This window comes from Ruegeria sp. CI5 (assembly GCF_056536885.1).
This window is the reverse complement of the sequence record NZ_JBQFQN010000006.1, coordinates 42,607-56,877: the sequence shown is the minus strand read 5'-3', so window position 1 is coordinate 56,877 and position 14,271 is coordinate 42,607. Positions and strand designations below refer to the sequence as shown.

Here is a 14,271-nt window from a genome sequence, read left to right as displayed (position 1 = left end):
GACCCGAGGCCATGGCCCAGATCGAATTCTCAGAACATGGATCGCGCAACCGCGGGGCTTTGGGTACCCGGTTCGTCGGGGCCTTGGCCTATCTGGTGGCGGCGGCCTGCCTGTTACCGATGGTCGCCGTGGTGCTGGCGGCCGTCACCGGCGGCACTGACACGATCCGGCATCTGCTGGACACGGTCCTGCCCGGCTATGCGGCCACCACGCTGATCCTGGTCTCATTGGTTTCGGTGGGAACATTCGCCATCGGGGTCGGAGCCGCGTGGCTGGTCACCATGACCCGTTTTCCCGGCGTACGCCTGTTCGAGGTGGCATTGGTGCTGCCGCTGGCCTTTCCAGCCTATGTGCTGGCCTATGCCTATACCTTCATCCTCGATCATCCCGGCATCGTTCAGACCACGTTGCGCCAGGTGACCGGCTGGGGTCCGCGCGACTATTGGTTCCCCGAGATCCGCTCGACCGAGGGCGCGGCGGTGATGCTGATCCTGGTGTTGTACCCCTATGTCTATCTGTTGGCGCGCGCCGCCTTTCTGCAGCAAAGTGCCACCGCTTTTCTGGCGGCGCGGGCGCTGGGCAGCAGCCCGTGGTCGGCCTTTTGGCGGGTATCGCTGCCGATGGCGCGGCCCGCGATTGCCGGCGGTGTTCTACTGGCGGTGATGGAGACCATCGCTGATTTCGGTACGGTCGCCTATTTCGGGGTTCAGACCTTTGCCACCGGCATCTACACCAGCTGGTTTTCGATGGCCGACCGCGCGGCGGCGGCGCAGCTGGCGCTGTGCCTTCTGGCCTTTGCGCTGGTGATGGCCGTGACCGAGCGCACCCAGCGCGGCAAGGCCAAATACTACCAACCCGGCAAACGCCACGCGGCATTGCCCGCTGCACAGCTGAGCGGCTGGCAGGCTGTGGCGGCATGGGTTTTATGCGCCATTCCGGTTTTGTTCGGCTTTCTGCTTCCGGTGATCGTGCTGACTCAGATGGGATTGGAGTCCGAGCAGAACCTGCTTTCGGCCCGCTATCTCGGGTTCATTCGGAACTCTCTGACTCTGGCAGGAACGGCGGCGGTGATCACCGTCTGCGCGGCGGTCTGCGTCGGTTTCTTCCAACGGCTGAGACCCGGGCGCGGTTCGGCCATGGCGGCTTATGCGGCGCGGTTGGGCTATGCCGTGCCAGGCGGCGTGATCGCGGTGGGGCTGATCGTGCCTTTTGCCGGGTTCGACAATGCGCTGGACGCCTGGATGCGGCAGACCTTCGGCGTGTCGACCGGGTTGCTGGTCACCGGCTCGATCTGGTTGTTGGTGGCGGCCTACATGGTGCGCTTCCTCGCGGCCGCGCTCAGCGCTTATGAAAGCGGTCAGAGCACCGTTCATGCAAATATGGATGCCGCTGCCCGCTCGCTGGGGCAGACGCCATTGGGCACGTTGCGTCGGGTGCATCTGCCGATCCTCACGCCCTCGCTGCTGACGGCGCTGCTGATCGTATTCGTGGACGTTATGAAGGAACTGCCGGCCACGCTGATCATGCGGCCCTTCAACTTTGACACGCTGGCGGTGCAGGCCTACCGGCTGGCCTCGGACGAACGGTTGGAGGGCGCTGCCGTTCCGTCGCTGGTGATCTTGGCCGTGGGCCTGCTGCCGGTGATCCTGATCTGCCGCCAGGTCGGGCGCCGGCACTGACGGGCGGTTCAAAAATACCACACCATGTCGTGACAGGCTTGATCTGATCGCATTTTCCGGCAAGGCTGAAGTCATGAACATGCAGCCTCCCAGCCGGAACCCTGCAAGCCCGGTCCAGATGCCGGTGGCCTTCAACCGGCAAGAGATGTCACAGATTCTTTCCGTCTATGGACGGATGGTCGCCGCCGGAGAATGGCGTGACTACGGAATATCAAATCTGCGCGACGTTGCCATATTCTCGATCTTCCGACGTACGGCCGAGCACCCGATCTATCGTGTTGAAAAACACCCCCGGCTGCGTTCAAAGCAGGGGATGTATTCGGTGGTGGGCATGGACGGGCGCATCCTGAAACGCGGGCACGACCTGCGCGCCGTCCTGCGGGTACTGGAACGCAAGCTGATCCGCTCGGTCGACCCGGATTAGAGCCGCTTGTGCGCCGTGACCGGCCCGTCGCCCTGGGCTTCGATCCGGGCAATGGCCTGATCCATCGGTTCAAATACCACGGCCATGTGATGGGCATTGGCATGCAGCAGCATGTTGTCGCCGGACACCCAGGCCACATGGCCTTTCCAGAACAACAGATCGCCGCGCTGCGCCGGGGTGCCTTCGGGTAATGCGGTGCCCAGGTCCCGCTCTTGGTCGCCGCTGTCGCCGGGGCAGGCCGCGCCACAGGCCAGCAGCCCCGCCTGAATCAGGCCTGAACAATCCAGCCCCCACCGGCTGTTGCCGCCCCAAAGATAGGGGGTGCCCAGAAACAGTTCGGCCACGGCCACCGGGTCGTTCAGTAGGGTTCCGACCGGTTTGACATGCACTGCGGGGATGAACCCAAGCTCGGTCTCGACAAAGCGGTCCTGCTGCGACAGCACCACGACCCGGCTGCCAAAGCTCAGGCTGACCCGGTCGGGGCTTTTGATGTCGGGTTGCGCATAGGCATGGGTCGCCGGGGCCCAGATCCAATGCGTGGCCGGGGCGTCAGGGCCCAGCTGGTCCGCGCGCAGCCAGCCTTGATACCCATCCTTGTCGGAAACCACCCGGCACCAGCCGCCGGACTGTTCGGTGATGTCAAGGCCGTCGCCATACAGCAGCTGCCGGTCGCGCGGGCCTTTGGGGCTGCGCAGCAGGTCCACGACGGGGCGGATGACGCGCGCGCGGTTCACAGGCCCAGCATCCCGGGCAGGGCGGTCAGCAGGGCGCGCGGCCCTTGCCCCAACCCGCCTTTGCTGCGGCCGGGCTCTTTGGCCTTTTGCCAGGAGTAGATGTCGAAATGCAAGTACCGGCTATTTTCCACGAACCGCCGCAGGAACAACGCCGCGGTGATCGACCCCGCGAACCCGCCCGCCGGCGCGTTGTCGAGATCGGCGATGCCCGGCTCGATCAACGTCTCATAGGGCGTGTGGAACGGCATCCGCCAGACCGGGTCAGCCGCCTGAACAGCGGCCTGCGCCAAGGCCTGCGCGGCGGCATCGTCATCGGTGTAGAACGGGGCCAGATCCGCCCCCACCGCCACCCGCGCCGCGCCGGTCAGCGTCGCCATCGAGATCACCAGATCCGGCGCGCCCTCATCCGCCAGCGCCAGCGCGTCGGCCAGAACCAGCCGCCCCTCGGCATCGGTGTTGTTGATCTCGACCGTCAGGCCCTTGCGTGAGGTCAGGATGTCGCCCGGCCGGAACGCGTTGCCCGCCACCGCGTTTTCCACCGCCGGGATCAGCACGCGCAACTGCAGCGGCAGGTCCAGCGCCATGATCATGCGGGCCAGCCCCAGAACGTTCGCCGCGCCGCCCATGTCCTTTTTCATCAACCCCATCGAGGCACCCGGCTTCAGGTTCAGCCCGCCGGTGTCAAAGCAGACGCCCTTGCCGACCAACGTCAGCTTTGGTCCGCTTGTGCCCCAGGTCATCTCAATCAGGCGCGGAGCCTGTTCCGCGGCCCGACCCACCGCGTGGATCATGGGAAAGTTCTGTTCCAACAAGGTGTCGCCAATGGTGACGGCACAACGAGCCCCGTACTCCTGCGCCAGCGTTTCAACGGCGTCTTGCAGGGCCTGAGGTCCCATGTCGGCCGTCGGAGTGTTGACCAGGTCACGGGTGAGAGCTTCGGCATTGGCCATGATCTCAACCCGCGGAGCATTCACACCGTCAGGCGCGACCAATCGGGCCTTTGCGCCGGACTGTTCGGCATATCGGTCGAAACTGTACCCGGTCAGCAACCAGCCCAAGGCTTCGATTTCGGCTCTGTCTGCCGACAAACCGGACGCAATCCGGTAAGTGCCTTCGGGCAGAACCTCGGCGGCGGCGGCAAGCGGAAAGCGTACCCGAGCGCGCCGGGTGTCTGTTCCATAGCCTGCCAGCGCGAATTGCGGCGCACCCGTCGGTCCGGGAACCAGCAGAACCTGCCCGATTGCGCCGGTGAACCCGTTCGCGACCACCCAGGCCTGTGTCTCATCGGGCTGAGACTTCAGCCAGGGCTCGAGCCCGTCCTGCGCAAGAACATGCAGATCAATGGCAGGAGCATCGGAAGGTGCAAAAGACAGGGACATGGGCGCCTCGGACTGTTCTGGTGCCGCCTACACTAGCCGCCTGTTGTTCGCCCGCAACCCGTCATATCGAAAGATCCTGTTGATCCCATACCGCGGTCAGCGATCGTTCGCCCACCCGGATCAGTCGGCTGAGCGTGGCTCCGGTCGCCACTGCATCGCCGGCATCTACCGTCCGGGCCACGTCGTCGGCGACCCGGGCCAGCGCCGTCATACCGACCTGTTCGGATATCGCGACCAGAGACTTGGCGCATTTGCGCAGCCCCGCCCAGTCACGTTGACGCCAGAGCCGTTCACAATTCGACAGGCGTACTGCCAGCTCCTCGACCGTTCGGCACAGAACGTCGACCGCGTTCGTGTCACCCAATTGCCGATACAGCCCGTTCAGCCGGTCTGGATCCAGGCGCACGGACTCCTTCTGTTCAAGCGTGACGATCTTGTCCACCACATTCACCCCAATCTTTCTGCCCCCACGGCATCTGCGAACCTGTCACAAAAGACCTTTGCAATTCCTTTCGGCCAATCGGGATAATGTCTCGAATTTTGTTCGAACTTGCGTTAGATCGGCGGTCGAACCGCAAATTTGGGAAAACGCGATGCACCACGCCAAACCTCTGCCGAGCTATCTGGTCAAACGGTACCACGGTTGGAAAGCCACGTCCTATTCCGAGAACCAGGCCTGGTACCGCCGGCTGGCGACCGAGGGTCAGCGTCCGCGGGCGATGGTGATTTCCTGCTGTGACAGCCGGGTCCATGTCACCTCGATTTTCGGGGCCGACCAGGGCGAGTTTTTTATCCACCGCAATATTGCCAACCTGGTGCCGCCCTACGAACCGGATGGCGAGCGCCACGGTACCAGCGCAACCATCGAATATGCGGTGACGGCATTGAAAGTGGCGCATCTGATCGTGCTGGGACATTCGCAATGCGGCGGGGTGCAGGGCTGTATCGACATGTGCAAGGGCGATGCGCCGCAACTGGAAGCCAAAGAGAGTTTTGTCGGACGCTGGATGGACATCCTCAAACCGAAATTCGATCTGGTCTCCGATGTCGAGGACCCCGCGGAACAGGCGCGCCAGTTCGAGCGTCAGGCGGTTGTCGCGTCGCTCGAAAACCTGATGACCTTCCCGTTCGTGGCCGAGGCCGTACAGAACGGCTCGATATCGCTGCACGGCTTGTGGACCGATATCGGCGAAGGTGGTCTGGAGTATTATGACCCGTCAGGAAAAAAATTCCTGCCGGTTTAGTCTTTAAATCGGAGAAACGCACCCTAATTGAACGATAGTTCAATTAGGGTGCGGTGACTGTATGGAAAACCTGTTGTCTTTGGCGGCCGACAATCTGGTCTCGCCGATCATTCTCAGTTTTGTGCTTGGTCTGTCAGCCGCATTGGCCCGATCTGACCTGACCATTCCCGAGGCCATCGCCAAGGCGATGTCGATCTATCTGCTGTTTGCGATCGGCTTCAAGGGTGGTGTCAGTGTTGCCGCACACGGGATCGACGCCACGCTTGGCTTGTCCCTCATTGCAGGTGTCATTCTGTCCGCATTGCTGCCCCTGGTGGCGTTCGGCCTGTTGCGCGTGCTGACCAACCTTGACCATGTCAACGCAGGCGCGGTTGCAGCGCATTACGGCTCAATCTCGATCGTCACATTCGTGGCCGGTACGTCGGTTCTGGAAAGTCAGGGCCTGGTGTACGAGGGCTACATGGTGGCTGTTGCGGCGGCGATGGAAGCGCCGGCGATCCTGTCCGCTCTGTGGCTGATCTCCCGCGGCGGCGGAGCCCGCCGGATGGACTCGGATCTCTGGCGCGAGATTGCCCTCAATGGTTCGATCGTTCTGCTGGTCGGGTCGTTTGCAATCGGCTGGATCACGGGCGAGGACGGTCTGGCCGAGATCAGCAGCTTCGTGGTCGCACCGTTCAAGGGGGTTCTGTGCCTGTTCCTGCTGGACATGGGTATCGTCGCCGGGCGCGGATTGCGTGCCGGGCGCGGGCTGATCACGATGGGTCTGCTTGGCTTCGGCGTGCTGATGCCCCTGATCGGGGCCGGTGCCGGGTTGGTGGCCGCGCTCCTGTTGGGTCTGTCCACCGGCGGAGCGGTGTTGCTGATGGTGTTGGGCGCCTCCGCCTCGTACATCGCGGTTCCGGCGGCGATGCGCGTGGCCGTGCCCGAGGCGAACCCGTCCATCTATCTGACCCTGTCTTTGGGCGTCACGTTCCCATTCAACCTGGCGCTGGGCCTGCCGATCTACGTCTCGGTCGCCCGGGCCGTTACCGGAGGATAAGACGATGCAGACACATGATGCCAAACGGGTCGAGATCACCATCGAAGCCATCGTGAAATCCCGTCTGACGGATGCTCTGGTCGATCAAGGTGTGACCGGGTTCACGATCCTGCCGGTGCTCGGCGGATCGGGACGATCGGGTGAATGGAGCCGATCGGGCCAGGTCAGCCGCGCCAGCGGGATGGTTCAGGTCATCTGCATCATTCGCCCCGATCGCTTGGACGGGCTGCTGAGCGCGATCCTTCCCGTGCTTGATCGCCATATCGGGGTTGTAAGCGTCACCGACTGCCAGGTTCTGCGGGCCGAGCGTTTCTGACCCGGCGCGCTTGGGATCCGATGTGCGCCTAACCTCGGGATTCATGGCGTGACCCATGCACGATGTGCGGAGCGAACAGGCAAATCCCTGTTCGCAAAACCACACATTTTCATTCAGAGCGGGCTGACTGACAAACATCGTTGATGGCAACCGGGACGGGCGCTAGCATTTCAGCCAGCATCTTGAGGTTGGCCGTTTTGAGCATCGCCTACAGAAGGGAAATTGACGGCCTTCGGGCAATAGCTGTGTTGCCAGTGGTCTTCTACCACGCCGGATTGTCATGGCTGTCCGGCGGGTTTCTGGGTGTTGATGTCTTTTTCGTCATCAGCGGCTACTTGATCACCTCGCTTCTGATCGGGGATATTCAACGCGGACGGTTGTCCATCGTCGATTTCTACGAAAGGCGAGCCAGGCGGATTCTTCCGGCCCTTTTCGTGGTTCTGGCCGTGACAACCTGCCTGGCGTGGATCTGGATGCTGCCGGCCGATCTCAGGGTCTATTCGCGAAGCCTGTCATCCGTCGCGGTATTCCTGTCGAACGTCTTCTTCTTCCGGAACAAGGACTATTTCGCGGATGAATTCGACATGCATCCGCTGCTCCACACCTGGAGCCTTGCGGTGGAAGAACAGTTCTACCTGCTGTTTCCGCTGCTGCTGCTGTTTCTGTTTCGAAGAGGGACCCGGACCTGCATCATTGGCCTGTCGGTGATGCTTTTGGCCAGTCTGTTGCTGGCGCAGTGGACATCGGAAAACGAACCCAGGGCAGGGTTCTACCTGATCTATACCCGCGCGTGGGAGCTTTTGGCCGGCGCGATATGCGCCTTCGTTCCGCGGCAGGACAAGGGGCGGTTCTCGACGGTGCTGCCAATGCTGGGCATGGTCGGGCTGCTGGTGTCTTACGTGATGTTCGACCGGTACACGCCGCACCCGTCATTCCTGACGGTCGTACCCGTTTTGGGAACCGTTCTGGTCATTCTTTTCGCCAGCCAACGAGACCCGATAGGGGCGCTGTTGTCGTCGCGGATCATGGTCTGGATCGGCCTGATCAGCTACAGCCTTTACTTGTGGCACTACCCGTTGTTGGTCTTTGCCAAGATCCGGAGTGTTCCGGCGCCAACACCGCTGACCATCGCCAGCCTTGTCGTGCTGGCCTTTGTGCTGTCAGCCTTGACATGGCGCTTCGTCGAGCAACCCTTTCGCCGTCATAGGGAAGGTCTATTCAGCCGCCGGGGGATCTTCATCGGAAGCGCCGCGATATCGGCTTTGGTGTTCTCGGTCGGGGTGGCGATCTTCGCAACCGATGGCGCGCCCGATCGTAAGGCGCTGCGCAATATCGATCTGCCGAGACTGACCGAAAGCCTGGCTCCGAACCGGGGTTTGAGCAATGCGTGCAACGGTCGAATGCCGGTGCCTGACAGCTGCGCGACTTCCGAGTCTCCCAAGGTTGCGGTTTGGGGGGACAGTTTCGCCATGCATCTGGTGGTCGGCCTGACCGCGGCCTATCCCGAGCTTGGGGTCGTCCAGCTGACCAAGTCGCTCTGCGCGCCGATCGCCGGTATCGCCTTTGCCGATCGCGGCCGGACCGGAGAATCCCCGCAAGCCTGTCTGGATTTCAGCGACCAGGTGCTGGATTATGTCACTTCGACCGACAGCATTGACTATGTCATCGTCTCATCGCCGTTCTACTACCTGTTCGAGCCCGGCGGACTCGCCGCCGTTGACGGTGCAATGGACCCCGAAGGCCCGCAGAGCACGGTTCTGCGGAACCTGGAAAAGACGCTCGAACGGCTTGTGTCTGCCGGTAAAACCCCGATCGTTGTGTCTCCGCCCCCCTCGAATGGCCAAAACCTGGGCTATTGCGCGGTGAATGCAGAACTCCGAGGCGCTGACCCGGATCTGTGCGACTATCCGTTCGCCGACATACAGCCGGAACTTCTTGAGGTGGGTGAGATGCTGCACCAACTCGAGGGCCGCCACAAAGTCGTCTGGCTGGATCGGATACTCTGCGATGCCGACGGCATTTGCCGCGCCAGCGACGGCTCGACGGCATACTATCGCGACGGTCGCCATCTCTCGAAAGAAGGTTCGCGCGAACTTGGGTGCCGCACCGGTGGATGGTTCTTGTTCGGGGACGAACCTAAAGGGCCAGCCGGCTCTGGCGCAGCGGCGGTCCCTGCGAATGACCGTCCCTGCAGCCAACTTCAACAGAACGCCGACCTGGCCCAGAGAGACTCGAACGGAGAGTGATTCCTCAGCCCTGCATTGGTATGCCGCCTGCGCGCTGAACCACTGCAGCGCGAGGTCCGGGTTGTGTCGATAGTAAGTTTTATTCGAATATCCAAATCCGTGATAAGCTGCCGTCATTTCCGGAACCAACCGAATGGAAATGACACACCTGGGAGGGATTTCATGACCAAGTCTTTCGCAATCGTTTCACAACGTCCTTTGTGGACGTTGGCCTGTCTGGCCGCGCTGACCGCCACATCCGTGTCTGCGCAGGAGTTCCAGACCGAGCAGGAAAGCACGGACGTCGTATTGGCGCCTGATGATTTCTCACCCTATGCGGGGCGGAACTTTCCCCAACGGCCGCTGTGGGGAGACTCGCATCTGCATACTTCGGTTTCGGTTGACGCCGGCACGATGACCCGGCTGACCCAGGAACAGGCGTTTCGCTTTGCCCGCGGCGAAGAGGTCACGACAACCCACGGCCTTCGGGCCAAGCTGTCCCGTCCGCTCGATTGGCTGGTCGTCTCGGACCATGCGGAGATGTACGGGCTGATGCCGCAACTGCTGGCCGGAGACGCCGAGGTTCTGGCGACACCCCAGGGCAAGGCCTGGTACGAGGCGCTGACGGCGGGTGACAGCCAGCTTGCGTTTGACACGGCAATGGAGATCGTCGCCTCGTTGTCGGATGACGTCCCGCCCATCGACAACCCCAAGGCCATCAAGCATGCGTGGGAGGCGTACACGGCCCTTGCCGACAGCTACAACGAGCCGGGAGTCTTTTCAGCCATCATCGGCTATGAATACACCACCGAGGGCGCCAACAACCTGCACCGGAACGTGCTGTTCCGCGATGGGCGCGACCGGGCCAACCAGACCCGCCCGTTCTCGCAATATGACAGCAAGAACCCCGAGGACTTGTGGGCCTTTCTGGCCGAATACGAGGAACGGACAGGCGGCGAGGTCCTGGCCATCGCGCATAACGGCAACCTGTCGAACGGGCGGATGTTCTCTCTGAACGCCTATGATGGATCCGCACTGACCCAAGAGATCGCAAGTCTGCGCGCCCGGTTCGAGCCGCTGTACGAACCGACGCAGATCAAGGGCGACGGTGAGGCGCATCCGTTCCTCAGCCCCGATGATGAGTTCGCAGATTTCGACACATGGGACGCGGCCAATCTGAACGGAACCGAGTTGAAGCAACCAGAGATGCTGGCCGGTGAGTATGCACGCGAGGCGTTGAAGCGCGGGCTCAAGATCGAACAGGAGCTGGGTGTGAACCCGTTCAAGTTCGGGATGGTCGGCGCGACGGATTCGCATACCGGTATGGCAACGGCCCAGGAAGACAACTTTTTCGGCAAACATTCCGGGGTCGAGCCCGGCCCGAACCGTTGGGAACACCTGGTAATCGAAGCACCCGATCCAGAGCTGTCGATCTATGGCTGGAAACAGGCCGCTGGTGGACTGGGTGCGGTCTGGGCGACGGAAAATACCCGCGAGGCGATCTTTGACGCGATGCAGCGCAGGGAGACCTATGCGACCACGGGGTCGCGTATGGGGGTTCGGTTTTTTGGCGGCTATGACTTCACCGATGAGGATGCCGCAAGCCGTGTTCCTGCGGATGCCGGCTACAAAAAAGGCGTACCGATGGGGGGCAACCTGCAGGCGTCTCCCGATGGGCGGGCTCCGAACTTCCTTGTTTTTGCATTGAAGGACCCGATTTCCGGCAACCTGGACCGCATTCAGATCGTCAAAGGCTGGGTCGATGCTGACGGGGCCTTGCAGGAGAAAGTCTACAACGTCGTCTGGGCCGGCGATCGCCAGATGGACGAGAACGGCAAACTGCCCGAAGTCGGCAATACCGTCGACGTCGAAAACGCCACGTGGACCAACACTATCGGAGCAAGTGAGTTGATCACCACGTGGCAGGATCCGGATTTCGACCCCAACCTGTCTGCGTTCTACTATGCCCGTGTGATCGAGATCCCGACCCCCCGCTGGACCGCCTACGAGGCCAAACGGTTCGGGATCGAGATGCCGGACTATGTTCCGATGATCACGACCGAACGGGCCTATACGTCGCCGATCTGGTATACCCCGGGATAAACGGTCGTTCCGTGAAGCGAAGCCCCGCCTCGCGCAGGCGGGACGGTCTTGTTCATTCGGCTGGGTTGGGGTTGCCGGCCACCGGCCTGCGGTTGTCCGCGTCTGTCGCTCCGAAACCGTGACGCAGCAGGATGAACACGAACAGGACCATGGTCAGAACTGCCAGAGGCGATCCGATCTGGGCAAGGGTTTCGCCCCTTTCGGTGATTGCCAGCACGATTCCGGGAACAAGCACCAGCACCGTTGCCACGGACAGCCCATAGTGGAGTTTCGCCAGACCGCTGCGCGCCGCCTCGGGGGTCAGAGCGTAGTAGAATCCGAACACTGCCAGCGCAACGAACCCGATCAGGTTCAGGTGGCCATGTGCCGGGGACAGCGTGTGATCATGGCTGGCGGACATCTGGATACCCCACAACATGCCCAAAACGGCAAATATGGCTGCGGTGGTCAGAAAAAAGATGGGCAATCTGGTCATAACGGTCTCCTTTGAATATTCGATGAGCCGCACGGGGCGTTGAAAACTGGGTTTGCCGGAAAAGGTGTGTTCTGACGCGGGCATCCGAACCACGCTGCCCAACCCGGCCCGATCCGTCTGGCAGTGCGGCGTCGAGCACCGAAGGCCAGAAAAACATCGGCCTAGTCAGCGGTTCCAGAGCACGTGGGATCGCGCGGTGTCGAACCCCGGTTCCTGCGACAGGTCAGGCTCTGTTTGGTCAATCATGGCTCGTTTCCCCTCGGCTGAGATTGAAACGAAGGCGCCTTCAATGGGCGGAAAAATACCAGCAGCTGTGAAATATGAAAAATTGATTATGTGAATAATAGCTATTCACCTGGCGAATTTACTTTTGCTTGGGCAGAACCTGCGGTGATGCCTGGCGCGTCTTCCTTCTCGCATTGCCAAAAAATGAAAACCCCGCAGCCCATGCCGCGGGGTTTTAAGATTTCAGTCTGGTCCGGCTATCAGCCCTTCTTCAGGACCTCGCGGCCCAGCAGCTCGGCGATCTGAACCGCGTTCAGAGCCGCGCCTTTGCGCAGGTTGTCCGAGACGCACCACAGGTTCAGGCCGTTTTCCACGGTTGAGTCCTGACGGATCCGGCTGATGAAGGTGGCGAAATCGCCTACGCATTCAACCGGCGTGACATAGCCACCGGCCTCGCGCTTGTCGATCACCATCACGCCCGGAGCTTCGCGCAGGATGTCACGGGCCTCGTCCTCGTCCAGGAATTCCTCGAACTCGATGTTCACCGATTCCGAATGTCCGACAAAAACCGGCACCCGCACACAGGTCGCGGTGACCTTGATCGACGGGTCGACGATCTTCTTGGTCTCGACGACCATCTTCCACTCTTCCTTGGTCGAGCCGTCTTCCATGAAGACGTCGATATGCGGAATGACGTTGAAGGCGATCTGCTTCTGGAATTTCTTCGGGGCGACCTCGTTGATCGGGTTGTAGACGGCCTTGGTCTGATCCCAGAGCTCATCCATACCCTCTTTGCCTGCGCCCGAGACCGACTGATAGGTCGAGACCACGACGCGCTTGATCTTGGCGCGGTCATGCAGCGGCTTCAGCGCCACCACCATCTGCGCAGTCGAGCAGTTGGGGTTGGCGATGATGTTTTTGTTCTTGTAGTCGTGGATCGCCTGCGGGTTGCACTCGGGCACGATCAGCGGGATCTCGGGGTCGTAGCGATAGAGCGACGAGTTGTCGATCACCACGCAGCCAGCCGCGGCCGCTTTGGGGGCGTAATCCTTGGTCGCGGCGGACCCCACGGCGAACAGCGCCATGTCCCAGCCGGTGAAATCGAAAGTGTCCAGATCCTGGGTCTTGAGTGTCTTGTCGCCAAAGCTGACTTCGGTGCCCAGCGAACGACGGCTTGCCAGAACGGCAATTTCGTCCACGGGGAACTGGCGTTCAGCCAGGATGTTCAGCATTTCGCGGCCCACGTTACCCGTGGCGCCGACGACAACGACGCGATAGCCCATGTCTAGTCTCCTGAATTAAGGACGCGCGTTCATAGCCGCGTTGCAGAAAATAAAAAAGGGCCTTCGCGGCGGAATTGACCGAATGACGCAGTTTTGCGGCGACTCAGGCCTTCAGCAGCTGCTGATAGAGCGCAACAAGGGCCTGCGCCTCGCCGTTGATGTCGAAATTCCGTTCCACATGGGCGCGGGCGGCCCGGCCTGCGCGGGCCAGGGAATCACGGTCCGCCAGCATCTCGGCAGCGGCCGCGGCCAGCGCCGGAATGTCGCCCGGAGGCACCACCCGACCCAGCGTCGGGTCGGTCACGATCTCGGAGAATGCGCCCACATCGGTGGCCACCACCGGCACACCGCAGGCCATCGCTTCGAGGGGGGTCAGTCCGAACCCCTCCCAGCGTTGGGGGGCGATGAACAGATCCAGCACCTGGTACCATTGGGCAATCTTGTCCACGGTGACCTCGGGCTTGAACAGGATGCGGTCGGACACGCCGGCTTGGGCCACCTTGTCCTTCAGTTCGGTCAGGAAAGCGCTGTGTTTCTCGGTCGCGCGACCCATGACGATGCCATGTACGTCGGGGACCTGCCCGCACAGGTCGATCATCGCATCGACGAAGGCGTCGGTGCCTTTCTGGTGGCGGATGCGGCCATAGCAGCCCAGCAGCAGCCCGTCGGGCAGGCCCATTTGCGTCCGCAGCCCCGCCTTGTCGGCGGGTGGCGTGAAATCCTGCAGGTTGATGCCGTGCATGATCACCTGCGCGTCGCGCTCGAGGTATCCGGCCGTCTTGCGCGAGGTCGCCACCACCGCGTCCATCTTGCCGATCAGCCACTTGGTATAGCCCGTATGCGCCCGCTGCGAGGCGCTGGTGAACAGCAGTTTCAGCCGCAGCCGCAGCAGGTCGCGCAGGATCAGGCCCAGCAGCATCTCGGTGTTGCGGCGGGCGTGCCAGACCCGCAGCGTCTTGCGCGGCAGAAAGGGCAGGCGGCCCAGCGGGATGTGCGGGATGTCCTCAGGCAGGCCCGGGCCGGTGGCGGCGATGTCGATCCACTGCGCCTGCAACGGCACCAGCCGCGCGATCGTCGCGGTGACGCCGGACAGGCGGCGTTTCAGGTTGGGGGCGATTACAACGGGGTCGTTCACGGCGCGCGCT

13 protein-coding genes are annotated in these 14,271 nt (G+C 62.0%); 7 read left to right on the top strand and 6 right to left on the bottom strand.

Annotated features, from left to right (window positions below):
* The first annotated feature begins 11 nt into the window (after nucleotides 1–11).
* A complete protein-coding gene (locus ACR0BA_RS16240; protein WP_093963949.1) occupies nucleotides 12–1,679 on the top strand; it encodes an ABC transporter permease in 1,668 nt (555 codons plus the stop codon).
* A gap of 73 nt (nucleotides 1,680–1,752) precedes the next feature.
* Nucleotides 1,753–2,103, top strand: coding sequence for a DUF2794 domain-containing protein (locus tag ACR0BA_RS16235; protein ID WP_093963950.1), 351 nt, complete (start codon nucleotides 1,753–1,755; stop codon nucleotides 2,101–2,103).
* Here ACR0BA_RS16235 and ACR0BA_RS16230 read toward each other — a convergent pair.
* The 3 genes from ACR0BA_RS16230 to ACR0BA_RS16220 form a co-directional block, all read right to left on the bottom strand.
* Nucleotides 2,100–2,837, bottom strand: a complete 738-nt coding sequence (locus ACR0BA_RS16230) for a C40 family peptidase (RefSeq protein ID WP_480728974.1) — start codon at nucleotides 2,835–2,837, stop codon at nucleotides 2,100–2,102. The genes ACR0BA_RS16235 and ACR0BA_RS16230 overlap by 4 nt on opposite strands.
* Nucleotides 2,834–4,216 (bottom strand): leucyl aminopeptidase family protein, encoded by a 1,383-nt coding sequence (locus ACR0BA_RS16225; protein WP_480728972.1) that lies wholly within the window; start codon nucleotides 4,214–4,216, stop codon nucleotides 2,834–2,836. The genes ACR0BA_RS16230 and ACR0BA_RS16225 overlap by 4 nt, the downstream gene beginning before the upstream one ends.
* Before the next feature lie 61 nt (nucleotides 4,217–4,277).
* A complete protein-coding gene (locus ACR0BA_RS16220; RefSeq protein WP_480728970.1) occupies nucleotides 4,278–4,667 on the bottom strand; it encodes a hypothetical protein in 390 nt (129 codons plus the stop codon).
* Between the two features lie 142 nt (nucleotides 4,668–4,809).
* Between ACR0BA_RS16220 and ACR0BA_RS16215 the strand changes: the two genes are divergently transcribed.
* From ACR0BA_RS16215 to ACR0BA_RS16195, 5 genes are all read left to right on the top strand, one after another.
* Nucleotides 4,810–5,460 (top strand): carbonic anhydrase, encoded by a 651-nt coding sequence (locus ACR0BA_RS16215; RefSeq protein ID WP_170364007.1) that lies wholly within the window; start codon nucleotides 4,810–4,812, stop codon nucleotides 5,458–5,460.
* 61 nt (nucleotides 5,461–5,521) lie between these two features.
* The gene (locus tag ACR0BA_RS16210; protein ID WP_170361196.1) at nucleotides 5,522–6,499 is read left to right on the top strand and encodes a sodium-dependent bicarbonate transport family permease; all 978 of its coding nucleotides are present in this window, start codon (nucleotides 5,522–5,524) and stop codon (nucleotides 6,497–6,499) included.
* A 4-nt stretch (nucleotides 6,500–6,503) separates the two neighbouring features.
* Nucleotides 6,504–6,815, top strand: coding sequence for a P-II family nitrogen regulator (locus tag ACR0BA_RS16205; protein ID WP_093963956.1), 312 nt, complete (start codon nucleotides 6,504–6,506; stop codon nucleotides 6,813–6,815).
* 143 nt (nucleotides 6,816–6,958) lie between these two features.
* Nucleotides 6,959–9,061, top strand: a complete 2,103-nt coding sequence (locus tag ACR0BA_RS16200) for an acyltransferase family protein (protein WP_480728967.1) — start codon at nucleotides 6,959–6,961, stop codon at nucleotides 9,059–9,061.
* A gap of 162 nt (nucleotides 9,062–9,223) precedes the next feature.
* Nucleotides 9,224–11,143: a DUF3604 domain-containing protein gene (locus tag ACR0BA_RS16195; protein WP_480728965.1), complete on the top strand. Its 1,920-nt coding sequence runs from the start codon at nucleotides 9,224–9,226 to the stop codon at nucleotides 11,141–11,143.
* A gap of 52 nt (nucleotides 11,144–11,195) precedes the next feature.
* Here the strand turns inward: ACR0BA_RS16195 and ACR0BA_RS16190 are convergent, their stop codons facing one another.
* From ACR0BA_RS16190 to ACR0BA_RS16180, 3 genes are all read right to left on the bottom strand, one after another.
* Nucleotides 11,196–11,618, bottom strand: coding sequence for a hypothetical protein (locus tag ACR0BA_RS16190; protein ID WP_480728963.1), 423 nt, complete (start codon nucleotides 11,616–11,618; stop codon nucleotides 11,196–11,198).
* A gap of 485 nt (nucleotides 11,619–12,103) precedes the next feature.
* Entirely contained in the window at nucleotides 12,104–13,126 is a 1,023-nt protein-coding gene (locus ACR0BA_RS16185) for an aspartate-semialdehyde dehydrogenase (protein ID WP_170340798.1), read from the bottom strand.
* A gap of 103 nt (nucleotides 13,127–13,229) precedes the next feature.
* Nucleotides 13,230–14,261, bottom strand: coding sequence for a glycosyltransferase family 4 protein (locus ACR0BA_RS16180; RefSeq protein ID WP_480728961.1), 1,032 nt, complete (start codon nucleotides 14,259–14,261; stop codon nucleotides 13,230–13,232).
* Between the last annotated feature and the right edge of the window lie 10 nt (nucleotides 14,262–14,271).

Excerpts from the sequence above, each read along its gene's own strand:
- ACR0BA_RS16210 (WP_170361196.1), top strand. The coding sequence starts at position 5,522 with ATGGAAAACCTGTTGTCTTTGGCGGCCGACAATCTGGTCTCGCCGATC.
- ACR0BA_RS16215 (WP_170364007.1), top strand. The coding sequence starts at position 4,810 with ATGCACCACGCCAAACCTCTGCCGAGCTATCTGGTCAAACGGTACCAC.
- ACR0BA_RS16225 (WP_480728972.1), bottom strand. The coding sequence starts at position 4,216 with ATGTCCCTGTCTTTTGCACCTTCCGATGCTCCTGCCATTGATCTGCAT.
- ACR0BA_RS16190 (WP_480728963.1), bottom strand. The coding sequence starts at position 11,618 with ATGACCAGATTGCCCATCTTTTTTCTGACCACCGCAGCCATATTTGCC.
- ACR0BA_RS16195 (WP_480728965.1), top strand. The coding sequence starts at position 9,224 with ATGACCAAGTCTTTCGCAATCGTTTCACAACGTCCTTTGTGGACGTTG.
- ACR0BA_RS16200 (WP_480728967.1), top strand. The coding sequence starts at position 6,959 with ATGGCAACCGGGACGGGCGCTAGCATTTCAGCCAGCATCTTGAGGTTG.
- ACR0BA_RS16185 (WP_170340798.1), bottom strand. The coding sequence starts at position 13,126 with ATGGGCTATCGCGTCGTTGTCGTCGGCGCCACGGGTAACGTGGGCCGC.
- ACR0BA_RS16240 (WP_093963949.1), top strand. The coding sequence starts at position 12 with ATGGCCCAGATCGAATTCTCAGAACATGGATCGCGCAACCGCGGGGCT.
- ACR0BA_RS16205 (WP_093963956.1), top strand. The coding sequence starts at position 6,504 with ATGCAGACACATGATGCCAAACGGGTCGAGATCACCATCGAAGCCATC.
- ACR0BA_RS16235 (WP_093963950.1), top strand. The coding sequence starts at position 1,753 with ATGAACATGCAGCCTCCCAGCCGGAACCCTGCAAGCCCGGTCCAGATG.